The 17,109-nt window shown below is 46.5% G+C and carries 15 protein-coding genes and 1 pseudogene; 9 read left to right on the top strand and 7 right to left on the bottom strand.

Translation table 11 applies throughout. The features are described 5' to 3' along the window. Positions 1 to 201 precede the first annotated feature (201 nt). Positions 202 to 1,068 carry a fructosamine kinase family protein gene (locus I3X05_RS07785; RefSeq protein WP_337971124.1) on the bottom strand — a complete coding sequence of 289 codons (867 nt, stop codon included), beginning with the start codon at positions 1,066 to 1,068 and terminating at the stop codon, positions 202 to 204. 227 nt (positions 1,069 to 1,295) lie between these two features. Here I3X05_RS07785 and I3X05_RS07780 point away from each other — a divergent pair, with 227 nt between their 5' ends. From I3X05_RS07780 to I3X05_RS07770, 3 genes are all read left to right on the top strand, one after another. Next, positions 1,296 to 2,261 (top strand): response regulator, encoded by a 966-nt coding sequence (locus tag I3X05_RS07780; protein WP_193157992.1) that lies wholly within the window; start codon positions 1,296 to 1,298, stop codon positions 2,259 to 2,261. Next, positions 2,258 to 3,220, top strand: coding sequence for a sensor domain-containing diguanylate cyclase (locus I3X05_RS07775; protein ID WP_045570315.1), 963 nt, complete (start codon positions 2,258 to 2,260; stop codon positions 3,218 to 3,220). The genes I3X05_RS07780 and I3X05_RS07775 overlap by 4 nt, the downstream gene beginning before the upstream one ends. Before the next feature lie 157 nt (positions 3,221 to 3,377). After that, the gene (locus I3X05_RS07770) at positions 3,378 to 3,722 is read left to right on the top strand and encodes a DUF3802 family protein (protein WP_039436896.1); all 345 of its coding nucleotides are present in this window, start codon (positions 3,378 to 3,380) and stop codon (positions 3,720 to 3,722) included. A gap of 19 nt (positions 3,723 to 3,741) precedes the next feature. On the opposite strand, the gene I3X05_RS07765 is transcribed toward I3X05_RS07770, so the two are convergent. After that, positions 3,742 to 4,224, bottom strand: a complete 483-nt coding sequence (locus tag I3X05_RS07765; RefSeq protein WP_045570316.1) for a C40 family peptidase — start codon at positions 4,222 to 4,224, stop codon at positions 3,742 to 3,744. Positions 4,225 to 4,334: 110 nt separating this feature from the next. Here I3X05_RS07765 and I3X05_RS07760 point away from each other — a divergent pair, with 110 nt between their 5' ends. Next, positions 4,335 to 6,371 carry a methyl-accepting chemotaxis protein gene (locus I3X05_RS07760; RefSeq protein WP_193157990.1) on the top strand — a complete coding sequence of 679 codons (2,037 nt, stop codon included), beginning with the start codon at positions 4,335 to 4,337 and terminating at the stop codon, positions 6,369 to 6,371. Positions 6,372 to 6,456: 85 nt separating this feature from the next. Here I3X05_RS07760 and I3X05_RS07755 read toward each other — a convergent pair whose 3' ends face one another. Continuing rightward, entirely contained in the window at positions 6,457 to 7,272 is an 816-nt protein-coding gene (locus I3X05_RS07755) for a sterol desaturase family protein (RefSeq protein ID WP_193166690.1), read from the bottom strand. Positions 7,273 to 7,366: 94 nt separating this feature from the next. Here I3X05_RS07755 and I3X05_RS07750 point away from each other — a divergent pair, with 94 nt between their 5' ends. Both I3X05_RS07750 and nagK read left to right on the top strand, forming a co-directional pair. Next, complete coding sequence (locus I3X05_RS07750; protein ID WP_193157988.1) at positions 7,367 to 8,128, top strand: tRNA-uridine aminocarboxypropyltransferase; 762 nt, start codon at positions 7,367 to 7,369, stop codon at positions 8,126 to 8,128. 167 nt (positions 8,129 to 8,295) lie between these two features. Beyond that, positions 8,296 to 9,207, top strand: a complete 912-nt coding sequence (gene nagK, locus I3X05_RS07745; protein WP_193157987.1) for an N-acetylglucosamine kinase — start codon at positions 8,296 to 8,298, stop codon at positions 9,205 to 9,207. Between the two features lie 40 nt (positions 9,208 to 9,247). Here nagK and I3X05_RS07740 read toward each other — a convergent pair whose 3' ends face one another. The 3 genes and pseudogenes from I3X05_RS07740 to mobA all read right to left on the bottom strand — a co-directional run bounded on the left by I3X05_RS07740 (position 9,248) and on the right by mobA (position 11,569). Then, a complete protein-coding gene (locus I3X05_RS07740; RefSeq protein WP_039426466.1) occupies positions 9,248 to 9,517 on the bottom strand; it encodes a DUF2960 family protein in 270 nt (89 codons plus the stop codon). Between the two features lie 963 nt (positions 9,518 to 10,480). Further along, a pseudogene (mobB, locus tag I3X05_RS23720) lies at positions 10,481 to 10,985 on the bottom strand (molybdopterin-guanine dinucleotide biosynthesis protein MobB); the annotation flags it as partial. Then, the gene (mobA, locus tag I3X05_RS07730) at positions 10,982 to 11,569 is read right to left on the bottom strand and encodes a molybdenum cofactor guanylyltransferase MobA (RefSeq protein ID WP_193157985.1); all 588 of its coding nucleotides are present in this window, start codon (positions 11,567 to 11,569) and stop codon (positions 10,982 to 10,984) included. The gene mobA and the pseudogene mobB, both read right to left, overlap by 4 nt. A gap of 255 nt (positions 11,570 to 11,824) precedes the next feature. On the opposite strand from mobA, the gene I3X05_RS07725 reads away from it, so the two are divergent. The 3 genes from I3X05_RS07725 to cobB all read left to right on the top strand — a co-directional run bounded on the left by I3X05_RS07725 (position 11,825) and on the right by cobB (position 15,938). Continuing rightward, positions 11,825 to 13,414 (top strand): ABC-F family ATPase, encoded by a 1,590-nt coding sequence (locus I3X05_RS07725; protein ID WP_193157984.1) that lies wholly within the window; start codon positions 11,825 to 11,827, stop codon positions 13,412 to 13,414. A 338-nt stretch (positions 13,415 to 13,752) separates the two neighbouring features. Further along, the gene (locus tag I3X05_RS07720; RefSeq protein ID WP_193157983.1) at positions 13,753 to 14,973 is read left to right on the top strand and encodes an ammonium transporter; all 1,221 of its coding nucleotides are present in this window, start codon (positions 13,753 to 13,755) and stop codon (positions 14,971 to 14,973) included. 230 nt (positions 14,974 to 15,203) lie between these two features. Further along, positions 15,204 to 15,938 (top strand): Sir2 family NAD+-dependent deacetylase, encoded by a 735-nt coding sequence (cobB, locus tag I3X05_RS07715; RefSeq protein WP_045570324.1) that lies wholly within the window; start codon positions 15,204 to 15,206, stop codon positions 15,936 to 15,938. 54 nt (positions 15,939 to 15,992) lie between these two features. Here the strand turns inward: cobB and I3X05_RS07710 are convergent, their stop codons facing one another. Further along, a complete protein-coding gene (locus I3X05_RS07710) occupies positions 15,993 to 17,030 on the bottom strand; it encodes an extracellular solute-binding protein (RefSeq protein ID WP_193157997.1) in 1,038 nt (345 codons plus the stop codon). Positions 17,031 to 17,109 lie beyond the last annotated feature (79 nt).

The raw sequence follows: 17,109 nt of genomic DNA, 5'->3' as shown, positions 1-17,109 counted from the left end.
AGCACTACGCTCTGAGTTTATGTTAGGCAGGAAAGTTGATGTTTGACTCAAAATAAGTGCAAAACATGACAAAAAACTCAATACATAGACAAACGAACAGAAGTTAAAGTGATATGACTCGAAAAATGTCATCGTTGTACTGAAAACGATGACATTCTTGATTTAGCTCTGCTGGATCGGCGTTTAATTTATCCCCTTTCCTCAGTAGGAGAGGACATTATCAACCGCCTTCTGAGCTTGCTCTAGATAGTGGCCGCCAAATTGATTGCAATGATTGAGGAGATGGTAAAGGTTATAAATTTCTCGGCGCTGAGCGTAACCAAATGGGAGCGGGGCTAAGCTTTCATAACCTTGGTAAAACTCGGGCTGAAAACCGCCAAATAACTCCGTCATGGCAATATCGCATTCCCGATCTCCCCAATAGCTCGCCGGATCAAAACAGATTGGGCCAAAGGCAGATAATGCCATATTTCCATGCCATAAATCGCCATGCAATAGGGAAGGGCGAGGGTTGTGGCTAATGAGCTGACGTTTTACCACGTCGACAATCTCATCCAACACACCAAAATTGACGCCTTTTTCACGTAAAAGTTGCAACTGCCAACCGATGCGCTGCTCAGCGAAAAAGGTGTGCCATTTTTTGTGCCAAGCGTTTGGCTGCAGTACCGCGCCAATGAAGTTGTCTTGGTCGAAACCATACTCTTTCTGTTCTCCCCACAAATGCAGTCTCGCAAGCTGTTGGCCCAATTGATAACTGCTTTGCGCATCTTCAAGTGGTTTGGTCGGGAGGTAATTGAGAATGATGAAAGCGTTGGATTTAGAGACGCCTGTCAAAATTAATTCTGGCAGATGAATGGTACAGGTTTCTCGTAACTGACGCAGATTTTCCGCCTCACTTTCAAACTTTTGCAGGAAATCACGCTCGTTGACTTTGACAAAATAACGCTGTTCACCATCGCTGATCATAAAGCAGTCACTGATATCACCGCCATCAAGCGGTACCTTCTCTACAATCTCGTAAGAGAACATTAAAGTGTCTGAAAGCTGCTCTGAAATCGTTTGCCACATAAAGCCTCCCATCTGACTACGCTGGTTTCATCCTAAGTGTATGCTAGAAGAAGAAACAAAATGTCGCCATTTCACAAACTTCAGTAAGAATCAGGTAATTTTTCGAAAAAAAATAACTCAAATGTGAATTTAGTCGCTTATATGCCCGCTTTTTCTCTCTTTTCCCTCTAGAGCATTTTTTGTTCGACACGTATTATTCATTTTTTGACATTGGTTCCACGGTCTGTATGAAAATACTCATTTGCGATGACTCGGCGGTTGCAAGAAAGTCAATCAGTCGTTCAATTGTATGCGATAGCTCTGTGCATCTTCTCGAAGCGCAAGATGGCTATGAAGCGCTGCAGATCATGATGGAACAAAATATCGATGTGCTGTTTTTGGATCTCACTATGCCAGTGATGGACGGCTTTGAGCTGTTAGCCAGTTTGCCCGTCAGCCAGTACAAAACCCGTGTGGTGGTAGTATCGGGCGATGTGCAAAGGGAAGCTAAGCAGCGATGTCTGAATATGGGAGCCATCGCCTTTGTAGAAAAACCCTTTAGCGATGAAGAAGCAGAACCTTTGTTTCAGCAACTGGGGCTACGCTACACCAACCCTCATATTAAGCCCGTTCTTAAATCCGAAGCGCTCGCCACCCCACTTTTAAAATTTAAAGAGATCGCCAATATTGCTTTGGGGAAAGGGGCGGCGATTATGGCAGACCATCTTAATGAGTTCATTCAGCTACCAGTACCGAATGTCGGACCACTCACCTGTGGGGAGCTTTATATGACGGTGGTTGATGTGGTGAAAAGGGAAGGATCGGTTGCGGTCTCACAGCGTTTTGTTGGTGGCGGGATTCATGGTGAAGCCTTAGTTTGTCTTCGTGGCAACGACATTGACCAAATAGGTGAGAAGCTCGGTTACCACAAAGACTTTACCACCCACAACGAGGTGATTCTCAACATTGCCAACTTACTGGTTTCTTCTTTTTTAACCTCGCTTGGTGACCACCTCGACAAATCCTTCTCACTTCGTCAGCCCGCCATCATCGATATGGTGATTCAGGACGTCGATTGCGGACAAGAATCAGACGAGCTGTTTACCATTGAGTACACCTATTTTGCTGAAACCATGGATTTTGAATGCGAGGTGCTGTTTCTCATTGATAGTCCGTCGGTTGCTATCATCTACGACATTATGGAGACATTATGACTTCGGACTTAACGCTCGATATTGCCGATTTTCACTGGGTCACCCAAATTCTCGATACCATGGACTCTGGCTTGGTTGTTATCGACCGCTCATTTCAAGTGTGTGTCTGGAACAGCTTTATGCAGTCCTACAGTGGGGTAATGTCGCAGAAGATTCTAGGGCGAAATCTCTTTGAATGTTTTCATGAGTTACCACGTGTTTGGTTGGAGACCAAAGTAAATACCGCTGCTGAACTGGCGACGCGCTCTTTCTCTAGCTGGGAAAACCGCCCTTATCTATTTAAGTTCCATAATTTCTCGCCCGTCTCACATGGCAGCACTTATATGTACCAAGACATCGTCATTACGCCATTGCGCTCTCTGTGTGGTCAGGTGACACACATAGCGATTCAAATTAATGATGTTTCCGAAATTGCGCGCAGTAAAATTCACCTCAAAGAGACCAATCAGCATCTATCAGAAATGAGCCGCCGTGATGGACTAACAGGGCTGTATAATCGAGCCTTCTGGGAACAGTCGATGAAAGAAGAGTTTAATCGAATGCAGTTTCTCGATACACACAGCTCACTGGTCATTTTCGATATCGATCATTTTAAACGAGTAAATGATACCTACGGCCACCATGCAGGCGACGAAGTGATTCGTAAGACCTCTAATATGCTTAAGAAAACTGCTCGTGGCAGTGACTTGTGTGGGCGCTATGGTGGTGAAGAGTTTACCGTGCTATTGCCAAACACCAGCGCCGATCAAGCGCGTTATTTCGCTGAGCGTTTACGCAAACGAGTAGAGCAAGAAATCGTCCGAGTCGAAGATTTCGTGATCAATTACACCATCAGCTTAGGTGTATGTGAATTTAAACCTGCTTTTTCCGGATACATAGAGTGGCTAAAATGCGCGGATAAGGCACTTTATGTGGCAAAAGAGAGTGGCCGCAACCAAACTTGTGTTTACGAAGAGTGATCTCTGTTCGCTTTTGATGGAAAGTACGCCATTTGATCAAATTCTGCGATTTATAATTGATTAAGTTGGTGAAATTTCCCAGACATGTCTTAGTATTAACTTAGATAAAAAAGTTGTAAGCTTACGCTTGATGTAAGCATTCAGACGGAGAAGAAGAGTGGTTGTTGAAACCGATGGATACTTAGCTCTCATAGAGCACCTTGCCTTGAATCTTGATGTATTCGCGTCTGACGTTGGCGATACAGGCACAGAAACCATAGAAGATGTGATCACAGACATGATTGCATCCAACATCATGGCTCTTTTTGAACAGAACCCAGAACTGCATTCCAGCATCCGTTTTAAATTGCTGAAAGAGGCAGATATGGTCGCAGACGATTTGGGTGAAGTGCTGGCGGGCGTTTGGCATAAGAAAGCGACAAACGAACAGATCAATTTTCTTGATGAGTACATTGCACTGGTAAAAAACCTATTTGACAGTGCTGTGGCGAAGTACGATTGAGACTACCAGGTCAGAAGAGTTAGAGAGTAACTCTTCTGACCTGCCAAAATTTATCCACCCAATAAGGGTTATCAAGCCGTGAAATGATTACTCCCTTCGTTGTTGATGCATGCATAAACTGCAACCCACCTAAATATATTCCTACATGATAGTCCGATTTGCTGGTTTTAAAGAACAGTAAGTCCCCCTGCTGCTTCTGCTGCCATTCAATCTTTCGGCTCGCATCGAATTGCTCTCTCGTGGTTCTGGGCAGAGTAAATTGATAGGCTTGGCCAAAGGCATGTTGAACAAAAGCAGAACAATCAATACCGTCTTTGTCATGCCCACCAAACTGATAAGGTGTGCCATGCCATTCAAGATAGAATGAGTGCAGTTCAGGATTGTTGGCAAAAATGTGATCTGAAAGGTTCAGTTTATCAACCTCGCGGTGAGCCATCTTCGTCTGGCTGCATCCACCAACAAGCAAAATCATTAGCAAAATTAAATAATTAAATTGTTTCATATGTAATCAGGATGTCTTTTTACTGTCATGTAACTGTCACGAAGGACCCATAAACTTGGTAGTAAATCACACTTTGTCTCATTCTTGTGACTTGATACTTTGGTTAATGTATGAATTTGCCTAAAACTAAACGCGCTTCTCTTTCTTTGATCCAGGCGATAAGCGTGCTGTTTCTCTCTATCATTCTCCTCGTCTTTGCACTCTCGATCTCGAGTTACAACGGTGTGCAAAAGATAGGTACACAGTTTAGCACCTTGTCGACCCAAGCTTTACCACTTGCGATGAATAACGCCAAACTAACCCAGAACATTCTTGAACAGATCAAACTGCTCAACTACGGATCTTCACTTAAAGCCCCGGGTGAACTGCAAGCAACTCGCATTAAAATCAAGCAGTTAACTTCAGAAACGTCTCAATATATTGAACGAGTGATGGCAGTTACCAGCGCTTTTGAACAAGTGATTTCCACGCAACAGCAGCAGCAGTTGCAAAGTAATGTCGATGCGATAGCCCAGATCACCTCAGATATCTTGACGAGACAAGCACAAGCGATCGACAACCAACAAAAAATTGACCAAGCGATTAGCAGTTTTCGCTATGGTCTCAGCTCTATTGGCCCAGAAATGAATCGTATCAGCTCGTTTTTGAGTCTCGATAATCCTGAGTCAACCGATGCCGCAAACCGCTTTAGCGCAGGGGCAAGCTCCATGGAGAGCACGTTTCTCATGCTAATGATGCAAAGCGATCCAGAAAAGGCGGAGAGCGAGTATCGTGAAATGCGTAACCGTATCGCCGGGATCCGTCTCGCTTATGATGATTTTAAAGAGTGGCATCCAGACGTCACCGAATTTGCTAGCTTGACCGCGCCTTATGACATGGTGTTGGCTGGCTTTAAAGAGCAAGGCGTCCTAGCGATGTTGATGGAGAGAGTTCGAAATCAACAAGAGCAGCAGACGCAGATCACTCAAGCTACACATTTATCCAATGAAACCATCGAGCTATTGAACGCGATCTCGGCCACTGCCTCGTCACTGATCCACCAAGGCGAGCAGATTGTGAATCAGACCATTAGCAATATGAGCCTCACTCTGACGCTCAGTGGCCTAGTTGTCGCGGCTCTGGTCATCACTTCATGGCTTGGTTTTCGTGCATGGGTCAATCGTGGTTTGAAAAATATTATGAAACGACTTTCTGAGCTCACGCAACACAACTTTACCCAGTTGGCCGAGGAAGTGGGGCCGCGTGAGATGCGTGAAGTGGCTAGAAAACTCAACCAAGTGATCAACTCCACGGGTGAATCGCTCACGGTCGTCACGAGAAACTGTGAGGCGCTCTATCAGACGGCAGAAATCAGTCACGGTGCGGCAGAGTATTCTAGCCAAAGTTTGAGTGTGCAAAATGATGCGTTAGCGGCGATGGTGGCGACGGTCACTGAACTGGAAGCCTCTATCAAAGAGATCGCCTCGGTAACTAGTGCCTCTTACGATGATGCCAAAACGGCGACAGAAAATACGCTGCACGGCGTCAGAGTGGTCGAGGGAAGTCTCAATCGTTTGGCGCTGCTTGAACAGTCATTGAACATCAACGAAGAAGCGATGCGCGAGTTGGATTTGCGCGTTAAGGCCATTCGCGAAATGGTCGATTTGATTAGTGGTATTGCGGAGAACACCAACTTGCTGGCATTGAACGCAGCAATTGAAGCGGCCCGTGCAGGTGAGCAAGGGAGAGGATTTGCTGTCGTAGCCGATGAAGTCCGTAAGCTGGCCAGCGATACCTCCAAACAAACGTCAAACATCAGCGAAATGATGAACGAGTTGATATCGGCGGCAGAGAAAAGCCGCCAATCGGTGGAAGAATCGCGTAAAGGAATGGCCGAAGCACTAGCAGCAAGCAGTGAAGTGAAAGTCGCCTTCAGCGATATTGAGATCGCAGTTGGGCATATTCGCGAGCGCGTTGAACAAATTACTTTGTCGACAGAAGAGCAGCAGCGAGCCACCTCGGAAGTCTCGCGCGCCATTGCTCATGTTTCTGAGCAGGGCGATCAAACTAGGCAGCAGTTGGAATCGATGGTGGAGAGCTCACAGCAAGTCGCTGATATTGCAGGTCAGCAGCAAGAGATGCTACATAAATATCAGTTAGCCAGCTAGCTTAACGAATTTTTAGAAAGCCCAACGACAGCGTTGGGCTTTCTTCATTGGCGCTTTAAAACCAGCACCATCTTAACTCGCGTTACTATTTACGTTTCGTCGAATAGCGACACGGTTGAGTCAGCATTTTGTCTAACCATTGTTCTCGCGCTTTTCTAATTTCTCGCACACCGATTTGTACCTGCTGGTGGCCCAGTTCCGGTTGAGCAATGTAGGTACGGAAAAGCCTATCCCACAGCGAAAGGAAAAAACCAAAATTGGAATGCATTTCCCGCACAATCACTGAATGATGCACCCGATGCATGTCAGGCGTCACAATCACTTTTCTCATCACCGCATCAAGCCTAAGTGGCAGCTTTGCATTGCTGTGATTAAACATCGCACTGGCGTTAAGAATGATTTCAAACACGACAATCGCCAGTGGTGAGACACCTAAAGCGAACACACTGCCGATTTTGATCATCATAGACAGAAGAATTTCTATCGGATGGAAGCGAGTACCTGTGGTGACATCGATATCTAAGTCGGCGTGATGCATGCGATGTAAACGCCATAACCAAGGCAGCCTGTGAAACAACAGATGCTGTAGATAAATGATGAGATCGAGCGCAATGACAGAAAGCAATACATTGGCCCATATGGGCAGAGAGAGCTGATGGAAAATGCCCATTTGCTGATCTTGGGCGATATTAGCGGCTTCAAAAGCCGTCAGGGGCAGTAAAAGTGCGATGAGTAAGCCGTTAAGGGCGACCAAAGTGAGGTTGTTAAACCAACGTACCGTTTTAGGGGCGGTCAGCGCTTTTCGTGGTCGGTAGTGCTCCCAAGCGGCACAAATCAACAAAACAGCAATAAAAATGGCTAAGCGAAGAGTGGAGGGGTCGTTAAAACTCGGCTCGGTCATAGGATTCCTTTAATTTGTCCGATTGAGAGCAGTGTTGAGCTTGTCGCGCCTTGTCAGTAGAATCCAGCTCTCTTTTATCTGAGCCAAGTTCATCATGAGATTGCACGCTTTTCACCGTTTATACCAGTACCGCCAGTCCATCTCAACCAAGCCATTTCAGGCGCGCGGATGCAATGTCGTGCGCTGCCGCTATTGCCAAGTCTCCTTGGAGCATTGCTTGTGCGATATTCAGCCAGATGTGCCGACCAATATCGCGTGCATGTTGATCGTCTCTGACAATGAGGTGTTTAAGCCGAGCAACACAGGGCGCTTGATTGCCGATGTGGTACAAGAAACCTATGTGTATCAGTGGAACCGCACCGAACCTGACCATGAAATGCTTGCCTTGTTACAGTGTGACGACTACCAACCAGTGATTGTCTTTCCCGCAGATTATGTTGATCAACCAGAGCGCTTGCTTAAGCAGTTGGATTCCAACCTGTTAATACGTGAGTCGTCCAAGCATGATAACCGCAAATGGCTTCTGATCTTCATTGATGGCAGCTGGCGTGAAGCGAGAAAAATCTTTCGTCGCTCCAATTATCTGCAAAATCTGCCTGTGCTCTCCATCGACCCCGAGCAGTTGTCCCAATATCAAATGCGCCACTCAGATAATGATCAACACCTATCAACGGCAGAAGTGGCTTCATTAGTACTTAGCCAAGCCAGCGAAACGCATGCCAGCCAGTGTTTGCAAAGTTGGTTTGAAGCCTTTCGCGAAAGTTACCTGCTTAGCAAAAGTCGCGCAAAACCGGATGAGAGTAGGCCATATCGATCTGCATACCTTCGCCGCTTTAAAAGCGAGACATCACTCTAAGTTATACTGCTGCGCTGCTGAGTAGTTGCGCAAACGATATCAATCAGCAGATAAATCCTGCCTGCGTCACGGTTTGTAGGCGTACAGATGTGGATAATGCGCAGATATTTATCATCTTTTGACTCCAACACATTAGGAGTCTGACAGGTCTTTTCAGGAGAGAACCCATGTATTACGGCTTTGATGTCGGCGGCACTAAAATTGAGTTTGGTGCATTTAATGAAAAACTAGCGCGCGTTGCAACGGAGCGTGTCCCTACGCCTACCGACGATTACTCACTGCTGATTGACACCATCGTCGGTCTAGTTGAAAAGTACGATGCGCAGTTTGGCTGCGAAGGTAAAATCGGTTTAGGTCTGCCGGGGATGGAAGATGCTGATGATGCAACGGTTCTGACGGTGAATGTCCCCGCAGCAAAAGGCAAACCACTGCGTGCTGATTTAGAGGCGCGTATTGGTCGTAGCGTAAAAATTGAAAACGATGCCAACTGTTTTGCTCTTTCTGAAGCGTGGGATGAAGAGTTACAAGATTCGCCATCGGTGATGGGGCTTATTCTCGGTACAGGTTTTGGCGGTGGTTTGATCTACGACGGCAAAGTGTTCTCTGGCCGTAACAACGTGGCAGGTGAACTGGGCCACATGCGCTTGCCGATTGATGCATGGTTCCAACTTGGAGAAAAAGCACCATTGTTGGGTTGCGGCTGCGGCAAAAAAGGCTGTCTTGATAGCTATCTTTCAGGTCGTGGCTTTGAGCTGCTTTACGCCCACTATTATGGTGAAGAGAAAAAAGCCATCGACATTATTCAAGCAAACGCCGCAGGCGATGAGAAAGCCGCAGAACATGTTGAGCGCTTTATGGAGTTGCTGGCGATCTGCTTTGCCAATATCTTTACCGCAAACGATCCACACGTGGTTGCGCTGGGGGGCGGTCTGTCTAACTTTGATCTCATTTACGATGAGATGCCAAAACGCGTGCCTAAGTATTTGTTGTCTGTGGCGAAATGTCCGAAGATCATCAAAGCAAAACATGGTGATTCAGGCGGTGTTCGTGGCGCAGCCTTCTTAAATATCAAAGGATAAATTTAATAAAGGCTTGCAGATGCAAGCCTTTGTTTTATGTTCAGTCGCGCTTCTTTTTGCCTACGCCCAAGTTATCTTTCTGCTTGAGCGTAATCAACTCAAATCCCAACTTCTTGAAGTGATTATCGCGATAATTGCGCACCGACTTGGTGTCCGAAATCGCTTCGAGCTGCTGCTCCATTTTCAAGTATGCTGAGATATCAATGCCTTCCGCTTCAGCAACCGCTTCGTGAATATTGCGATGCTTTTCGTAAGAAAAAGGCAGCGTTTTCTCAACGCCTTTGTAGATGTAAATTAGAGTGCGAACCATCAGTTTCTCTCGCAATGAAAAAGGCCAACGAGTTGGCCTTGATTTAAATTGGCTAGATTTTGCCTTGAAGTGGATAGATTGTCACGCATTCTCCGGCTTTCAGCGTATCCACAGCAGCGGGGACGACGATCAGACAGTTGATATTCTCTTTACTCTGTATCGTTAACCAAGAGGCCAGACTCTCAAACGAGTGCATCACCGGTGTCACCTGATTGCTTCCCATGTTATCCACCGTCAAAGAGCCATAGCAAAATTCGCGCTCTCCCAGAATGCCCTCAATTCCTTGGGTTAATCGCGCTTTTTGCCCGGTAACCAGATGGCCTCGCTCGCCACGAAGTTTACGCAGCATAGGTGCAACGGTTGAAAGAAAATAACCTTGCAAACCTTCGAGTGATGTATCCATCAAGAAAAGCGGTTTTTGCTCAACGAATTGCAAAGAGAAACCGTTGCCATTAATCTCTGGAATAGAATTAAGTACTATGCCTTGACAACTCTTAGCGCTCCCGTTGAGGAGGATAACCTCATTCAGGTTTAGCGCCTCTTCAAGTAATTGTACTCGTTGTTGACTTTGCTCAGCACCAACAACTTGCGCGGTTACCTCACAACCGAGCGTATGCAGCATGCCAAGTAAAACAGCATGGCAAACTTGAGAATCGTTACCGTCTAGCGACAGTAGTGCGACACGTGGTTTTCGTATGACCTGACAGCGCTTGATCCCTAAAGCAGATAGGGAAGAGAGATGTGTTTGCGTCAGTAGCGCACCGCCATCCGTGACAACGTCACCATTGTAAGATATATGCAAAGCCAATACGCGTCCGTAGGCATCAGCGAGGGGCACCGTTTCGCTCTCAGCGAGCGGCTTTAGATGAGAAAGGATACGCTCAATGCCGCTCTCTTGCGTCAACATATCTTGCGATACGTTATCTATTGTTGAGTGCTCTTTAGAGTGAAATTGTTCTCGCGCGTAGCGAAGAACAAACTCGGCAATAGAGTCGAGGTCATTGAGGTTCATTTGCGGCAAGGTCGTCTCTAAGTGATTGGCATCAGATGCAATCGCGATGATGTTTTCATCGTGCGGATACAACCACGGTTTACCGACTTCCTCGCGGTGCAACTCAATCTTATTAAAGGCGATATTTTTGCAGCCCTCGACCAGTAATAAATCCAGTTTGCTGTGATCAAAACGGCTAAGCAGATAGTCAAATTCAGCTTCAGCTTGCGGCGTTTCTGTCATTAAAGCAAAGCGCTTGTGTGAGGCGATCAGCATTTGCAACGCACCTGCTTTGCGCAGACGGTAACTGTCTTTGCCGGGCTTATCGACATCAAAATCATGGTGGGCGTGTTTTAATACACCCACTCTTAAGCCCGCTTCAGTAAGTTTTGGCAGTAGTGCTTCAAGCATAGTGGTTTTTCCAGTACCGGAATACGCTGCGAAACCGAGTAAAGGGATAGATGATTTATGTATCATGAACAGATTTTTCCAAACTGGGCTAATTCTTGTGGCGTATTCAGATTCACAAAACATTGTGGCGAATCACTGAAATCCACATAACGTGCATGGTGCTGTGAAAAAAACAACCCCATTTTGCGCTCGCCACGCTGTAAAAATGCCGTCAAAGCGGGCAGGGCACGTTTGTGACAAAGTGCAAAGACAGGTTGTGGCTGCTGCCCATTGTGGGCGACCCAAATATCGCTGGATTCGTCGACCGACCTACAGAAACGCTCAACCAAGTCGAGACTGATATTTGGGCTGTCACAGGGAACAAAGCCAACCCAATCTGTTTCTATATGATTGAGCGCGGCATGCATGCCTCCAAGAGGCCCTTGGAATCCTTCAATATGATCCGCAAATACCGGAGCGAACGCTTGGTAGCGCGATTGGTTACGATTGGCGTTGATAAAAATACGATCGGTTTGCGTTGCAAGGCGCTCGATAACATGTTGGATCAGCGGTTTGTGGTTAAGCTCAATAAACCCTTTATCATCGCCTCCCATACGGGTGGCTTGCCCTCCGGCAAGAATTACCCAAGTGGTCTGTGTTGGTTGCAGCATATCGGTTCTCTTTGATTGAAACTGGGTCTAACCACTTCAAAATTGCTGCAGACTCTAGCAGAAATCCCCGGCGATTTCCCCAAGCAAGACACCAACTAACGAAAGAAACACATCAATCACCCGCTTGCCTAACAAAGCTGTTAAACTTAAGCACTTTCTTTGCTACACAGCGCAATCAATGCTTGCAGTCGGCTCGTTGAACAAGTAACGTTGCGCAGTTTTTTTATTTGATACTGGACACAAAAGGTACAGGTTTTGATTTCTACAGCAAACATCACTCAACAATTTGGCGCCAAGCCTCTGTTTGAAAACATCTCGGTTAAATTTGGCGAGGGCAACCGCTATGGTTTAATCGGCGCAAATGGTTGTGGTAAGTCAACCTTTATGAAAATCCTAAGCGGTGAACTGGAACCTAGTGCCGGAAACGTGAGCTACGATCCGAACGAACGAGTTGCCAAACTGAACCAGAACCAATTTGCTTATGAGGAGTTTACGGTCATCGATACCGTGATCATGGGGCATAAAGATCTTTGGAAAGTAAAACAAGAACGTGACCGTATTTACTCGTTGCCAGAAATGAGTGAAGAAGATGGGATGAAAGTGGCCGATCTTGAGGTTGAGTTCGCAGAGATGGACGGCTACATGGCCGAAGCGAAAGCGGGTGAGCTGCTCTTGGCTGTGGGCATTCCGCTGGAGCAGCACTTTGGTTTAATGAGCGAAGTTGCACCAGGCTGGAAACTGCGTGTTCTTTTGGCGCAAGTGCTGTTTGCTGATCCAGATATCATGCTATTGGACGAGCCGACCAACAACTTGGACATTGATACCATCCGTTGGCTAGAAGATACGCTCAACGAGCGCAACTGCACCATGATCATCATTTCGCATGACCGACACTTCCTGAACTCGGTATGTACCCACATGGCGGATTTGGACTATGGTGAGCTTCGTGTGTACCCAGGCAACTACGATGAATACATGACCGCTGCAACTCAGGTACGTGAGCGTCTATTAGCCGATAATGCTAAGAAGAAAGCGCAAATTGCCGAGCTACAAACCTTCGTTGCTCGCTTCTCGGCCAACGCATCAAAAGCGAAGCAGGCGACTTCTCGCGCTAAACAAATTGATAAGATCAAACTGGATGAAGTGAAGGCTTCAAGTCGTCAAAACCCATTCATTCGCTTCGAACAATCGAAAGAGCTTTTCCGTAACGCGCTGGAAGTTGAGAACCTCAGCCAAGGTTTTGATCAAGACCTTTTCGCGGGCTTCAATGCCATTTTTGAGGTGGGTGAGCGTGTTGCCATTATCGGTGAAAACGGTGTCGGTAAAACAACCTTACTCAGCACCCTTGCTGGCGTGCTAGAGCCTCGCACAGGCAGCTACAAGTGGTCTGAAAACTCAAACATTGGTTACTACGCGCAAGACCACGCGCACGATTTTGCTGAAGACATGAATCTAATGGAGTGGATGGGGCAATGGCGTCAGGAAGGCGACGACGAACAAGTGGTACGTAGCTTCCTTGGTCGCATGCTGTTTGGCCAAGACGACATTAAGAAATCCGTGAAAGTGCTTTCCGGTGGAGAGCAGGGGCGTATGCTTCTCGGTAAGATCATGATGCACAAACCTAACATGCTGCTGATGGACGAACCAACCAATCACATGGACATGGAATCGATCGAATCACTCAACAATGCGCTTGAGCAATATAAGGGTACGCTGTTCTTCGTATCACATGACCGCGTTTTTGTTGACTCTCTAGCCACTCGGATTATCGAGATCCGTAATGGCAAGATCACCGATTTCAAAGGTACTTACGCAGAGTTCCTCAAATCTCGCGGTGTCGACTAAGCGACACCGGTTACCCCACTAGGAAAATCCCCTCGTATAAACGAGGGGCTTCTTACTCTTGATTCTATCCACTGCCTTATTGCACGTAATGGGTGCGCTTGTTTTTGGTGCATTCGAACCAATTGAGTGCAAAATCTCTCTCCCTCATTTCATTTGTTGTATTTAAATAGAAGAAATATTGATAATTTTCATATGGATGGATTTTATTAATAGATTAACCAATAGTTGGAACGTTCTTTGCTGTATGTAGCGCTCAATTGATTTTCTCACCATCATGGTGATGATAAAGTTTTCTGATGCACAGGATAAGTGCACTACATAAACGGAGAGTTCTAACAATGAGTGTTACCGCCAGTCAGGTTCAAGGAGCCGTTCAAACCCTGACCCAAAGCTCCGACACACTGTTCCTCCTTCTTGGAGCGATCATGGTGTTTTTGATGCATGCCGGTTTTGCCTTTCTTGAAGTGGGGACAGTACGACAAAAAAACCAAGTGAACGCGTTAGTCAAGATCATCGCCGATTTCGGTATCTCTGCGATTGCTTATTTTTTTATTGGCTATTGGGTGGCTTATGGCGGCACCTTCCTAGCCGATGCCAGTACCTTGTCACAAGGTAACGGATATGAATTGGTCAAGTTCTTCTTTTTGCTGACTTTTGCTGCGGCAATTCCGGCGATTGTTTCTGGTGGTATCGCCGAGCGAGCTCGATTCTATCCAGTACTGATTGCGACCTTCTTTACCGTCGGTTTGGTTTACCCGCTGTTTGAAGGCATCATCTGGAACGGCAATTTTGGCGTTCAAGCCTGGTTTGAAAGTCAATTTGGCGTAGGATTTCACGACTTCGCAGGCTCTGTGGTAGTGCATGGCGTTGGTGGTTGGATTGCGCTGGTTGCGGTCTTGTTCCTTGGCATGCGAAAAGGGCGCGTACGTGCTGGAAAGCACACTAACTTTGCTCCATCAAACATTCCATTTCTTGCGTTGGGCGCATGGATCCTCTGTGTTGGCTGGTTTGGTTTCAACGTTATGTCGGCCCAAACCCTAAACGGCATCAGTGGCTTAGTCGCAATGAACTCTCTCATGGCGATGGCTGGTGGTATTGTTGCGGCGCTTATCGCTGGTAAGAATGACCCTGGCTTTATCCATAACGGCCCATTAGCTGGGCTGGTGGCGGTGTGTGCGGGGTCTGATCTCATGCACCCGATTGGTGCGCTCGTTACTGGCTTGATTGCAGGCGTATTGTTTGTTTACCTCTTCACTTACTTACAGAACAAAACAAAAATTGACGACGTACTTGGGGTGTGGCCGCTGCATGGCCTTTGTGGAGCCTGGGGTGGTATTGCGGCTGGCATTTTTGGTCAAAGCGCTTTAGGCGGTTTGGGCGGGGTGAGTTTGAGCGTGCAAATTCTCGGTACGCTGCTGGGCATTAGTGTGGCGCTGATCGGTGCTGTGCTTGTTTATGGTGCAATCCACAAAGCCAGTGGGCTACGTCTTTCAGAAGAAGATGAGTTTAACGGCGCCGATTTGGCTATTCACAAGATTTCTGCCACTAACATGGAATAATAAACTCGGTGGAAGAGTGAGAAAGGGGCCGCATTGTCGGCCCCTTTTGGTATCAGTTCACATTATTGCCTCTTAACGCTCACAATTGCGACCATCGTCTAACCCTCATCACTATTGTTGTTATTTCTGCAGTGCTACTCTATTAACAAAAGACAGCGTGTGTAGTGTCTGAGTTTTTCTCTCGTTCATCTTCGCGCGACTATCACCACTTCGAGAAGCAAGGATGTAACATGAATTTCCCATACCAAAATATTGTTGTATTAACGGGTGCAGGAATCTCTGCTGAGTCAGGCATTCAGACTTTTAGAGCACAAGATGGCCTTTGGGAAAACCACCGCATTGAAGATGTCGCAACCCCAGAGGGCTTTGCTAAAAATCCAGATCTAGTCCAAGAGTTCTATAACCAGCGCCGACGTAAACTGCAAGGCGAGAATATTGAACCCAATGCAGCGCATAATGCATTGGGACGTTTGGAACAAGAGTTAGATGGCAAGGTTACTATCATTACTCAGAACATTGATAATCTGCACGAACGTGGCGGAAGCAAAAATATCATCCATATGCACGGTGAGCTACTCAAAAGTCGTTGCAGTGTCTCGAATCAGGTTATTGAACAGAGTGGAGACATTCTTACAGGAGATTTATGCCATTGCTGTCAAATGCCAGCTCAAATGAGGCCACACATTGTCTGGTTTGGTGAAATGCCGCTCAGAATGGGGGATATCTATGCCGCACTCGAAGAGGCCGACCTGTTTGTTTCTATCGGTACTTCGGGGGTGGTTTATCCCGCGGCTGGATTTGTACATGATGCGAAAATGCATGGTGCGCATACCATAGAAATCAACCTTGAGCCGAGTGCACTGGAGAGTGAGTTTGCCGAAAAACGTTATGGTAAGGCGAGCGTTGAAGTTCCACGCTTGGTGGAAGAGCTGTTAGCCCATATCGATTCTCAAGTTGCCAGTTGAGAGAGAACAGCCAAGAAAAAGCGGCACTACGTCGCTTTTTCTTGGAGATGTGGATTAGTTATCCACTTTCAACTTTTGGAAGTACTCATCGTACAAAACGCTGGCTTCAGCAACTTCATCTTGCCATACCCCATTATCCATCACAGATTGTGGTGGGAAAATGTTCGGATCGTTAGCAAACGCTTTAGGTAGCAGAGGGTAAGCGCTTTTCACAGGCGTCGGATAACCAATTTCCATCGCAATTTTCGCCGCGTTTTCAGGGCGCAAAAGGAAATCGATCATTTTATGAGCGGCATCAACATTCTTTGCTTGGGCTGGAATGGCTAGGCTGTCCATCCAAAAAATAGCCCCTTTTTCCGGCCAGATGATCTCAATCTTGGCGCCTTCTTGGCGAGCCATGTAAGCAGAGCCGTTCCACAACATGCCCAAAGACACTTCACCAGCTAAATAGGGGTTTGCTGGAAAATCTGAGTTGAAGACCAGCACGTTAGGAATGAGTTTCTTTAATTCCTCAAAAGCAGCGTGAATCTCTTTCGCATCCGTGGTATTCGGTGAATAACCCAGTTTAGAGAGCGCGATGTGGAAGACCTCACGAGCATCGTCCATTAACATCAGTTGACCTTCCCATTGAGTATCCCAAAGATCGCCCCAATTTTTCACCGAATTTTTGGAAAGCATATCCACATTGATACCAATGCCCGTCGCCCCCCAAATGTAAGGAATGGAGTAGTCGTTACCCGGGTCAAAAGGCTTATCTAAATAGTTGCTATCGAGTTCAGCGAAGTGGGAGAGTTTGGTTTTATCGACTTTCTGTAACATACCCTCTTTGCGCATTTTGGAGACAAAGTAGGTTGAAGGGACCACCAAATCGTAACCACCACCCTGAGTCTTCAGTTTTGCGTACATACTCTCATTGGATTCGTATGTCGAATAGATGACTTTGATACCCGTTTCTTTAGTAAAATCTTCCAGCACTTCACTTGGGATGTATTCAGACCAGTTATAGAAATAGAGTTCCTGATCTGCGGCAAAGGAAGGGGTAGGCAAGAAAGTAGCAGCACACAATGCGCCGGTATACAGTGCTTTTTTCATTACTGTTCCGCTCATGTTAGCGTGCCCTAAAGGGCAAATGGTTGTAAAAAATAGGCTGAAATTCACGAATTAGACGCGA

Origin of the sequence: Vibrio navarrensis, from assembly GCF_015767675.1 — a bacterium.
Classification (GTDB): domain Bacteria; phylum Pseudomonadota; class Gammaproteobacteria; order Enterobacterales; family Vibrionaceae; genus Vibrio.
This window is presented reverse-complemented; position numbering and strand designations above follow the sequence as displayed.

Coding starts and splice junctions, on each gene's coding strand:
- I3X05_RS07785 (WP_337971124.1), bottom strand. CDS start 1,068: ATGTGGCAAACGATTTCAGAGCAGCTTTCAGACACTTTAATGTTCTCT.
- I3X05_RS07780 (WP_193157992.1), top strand. CDS start 1,296: ATGAAAATACTCATTTGCGATGACTCGGCGGTTGCAAGAAAGTCAATC.
- I3X05_RS07775 (WP_045570315.1), top strand. CDS start 2,258: ATGACTTCGGACTTAACGCTCGATATTGCCGATTTTCACTGGGTCACC.
- I3X05_RS07765 (WP_045570316.1), bottom strand. CDS start 4,224: ATGAAACAATTTAATTATTTAATTTTGCTAATGATTTTGCTTGTTGGT.
- I3X05_RS07760 (WP_193157990.1), top strand. CDS start 4,335: ATGAATTTGCCTAAAACTAAACGCGCTTCTCTTTCTTTGATCCAGGCG.
- I3X05_RS07755 (WP_193166690.1), bottom strand. CDS start 7,272: ATGACCGAGCCGAGTTTTAACGACCCCTCCACTCTTCGCTTAGCCATT.
- I3X05_RS07750 (WP_193157988.1), top strand. CDS start 7,367: ATGAGATTGCACGCTTTTCACCGTTTATACCAGTACCGCCAGTCCATC.
- nagK (WP_193157987.1), top strand. CDS start 8,296: ATGTATTACGGCTTTGATGTCGGCGGCACTAAAATTGAGTTTGGTGCA.
- I3X05_RS07740 (WP_039426466.1), bottom strand. CDS start 9,517: ATGGTTCGCACTCTAATTTACATCTACAAAGGCGTTGAGAAAACGCTG.
- mobA (WP_193157985.1), bottom strand. CDS start 11,569: ATGCTGCAACCAACACAGACCACTTGGGTAATTCTTGCCGGAGGGCAA.
- I3X05_RS07720 (WP_193157983.1), top strand. CDS start 13,753: ATGAGTGTTACCGCCAGTCAGGTTCAAGGAGCCGTTCAAACCCTGACC.
- cobB (WP_045570324.1), top strand. CDS start 15,204: ATGAATTTCCCATACCAAAATATTGTTGTATTAACGGGTGCAGGAATC.
- I3X05_RS07710 (WP_193157997.1), bottom strand. CDS start 17,030: ATGAAAAAAGCACTGTATACCGGCGCATTGTGTGCTGCTACTTTCTTG.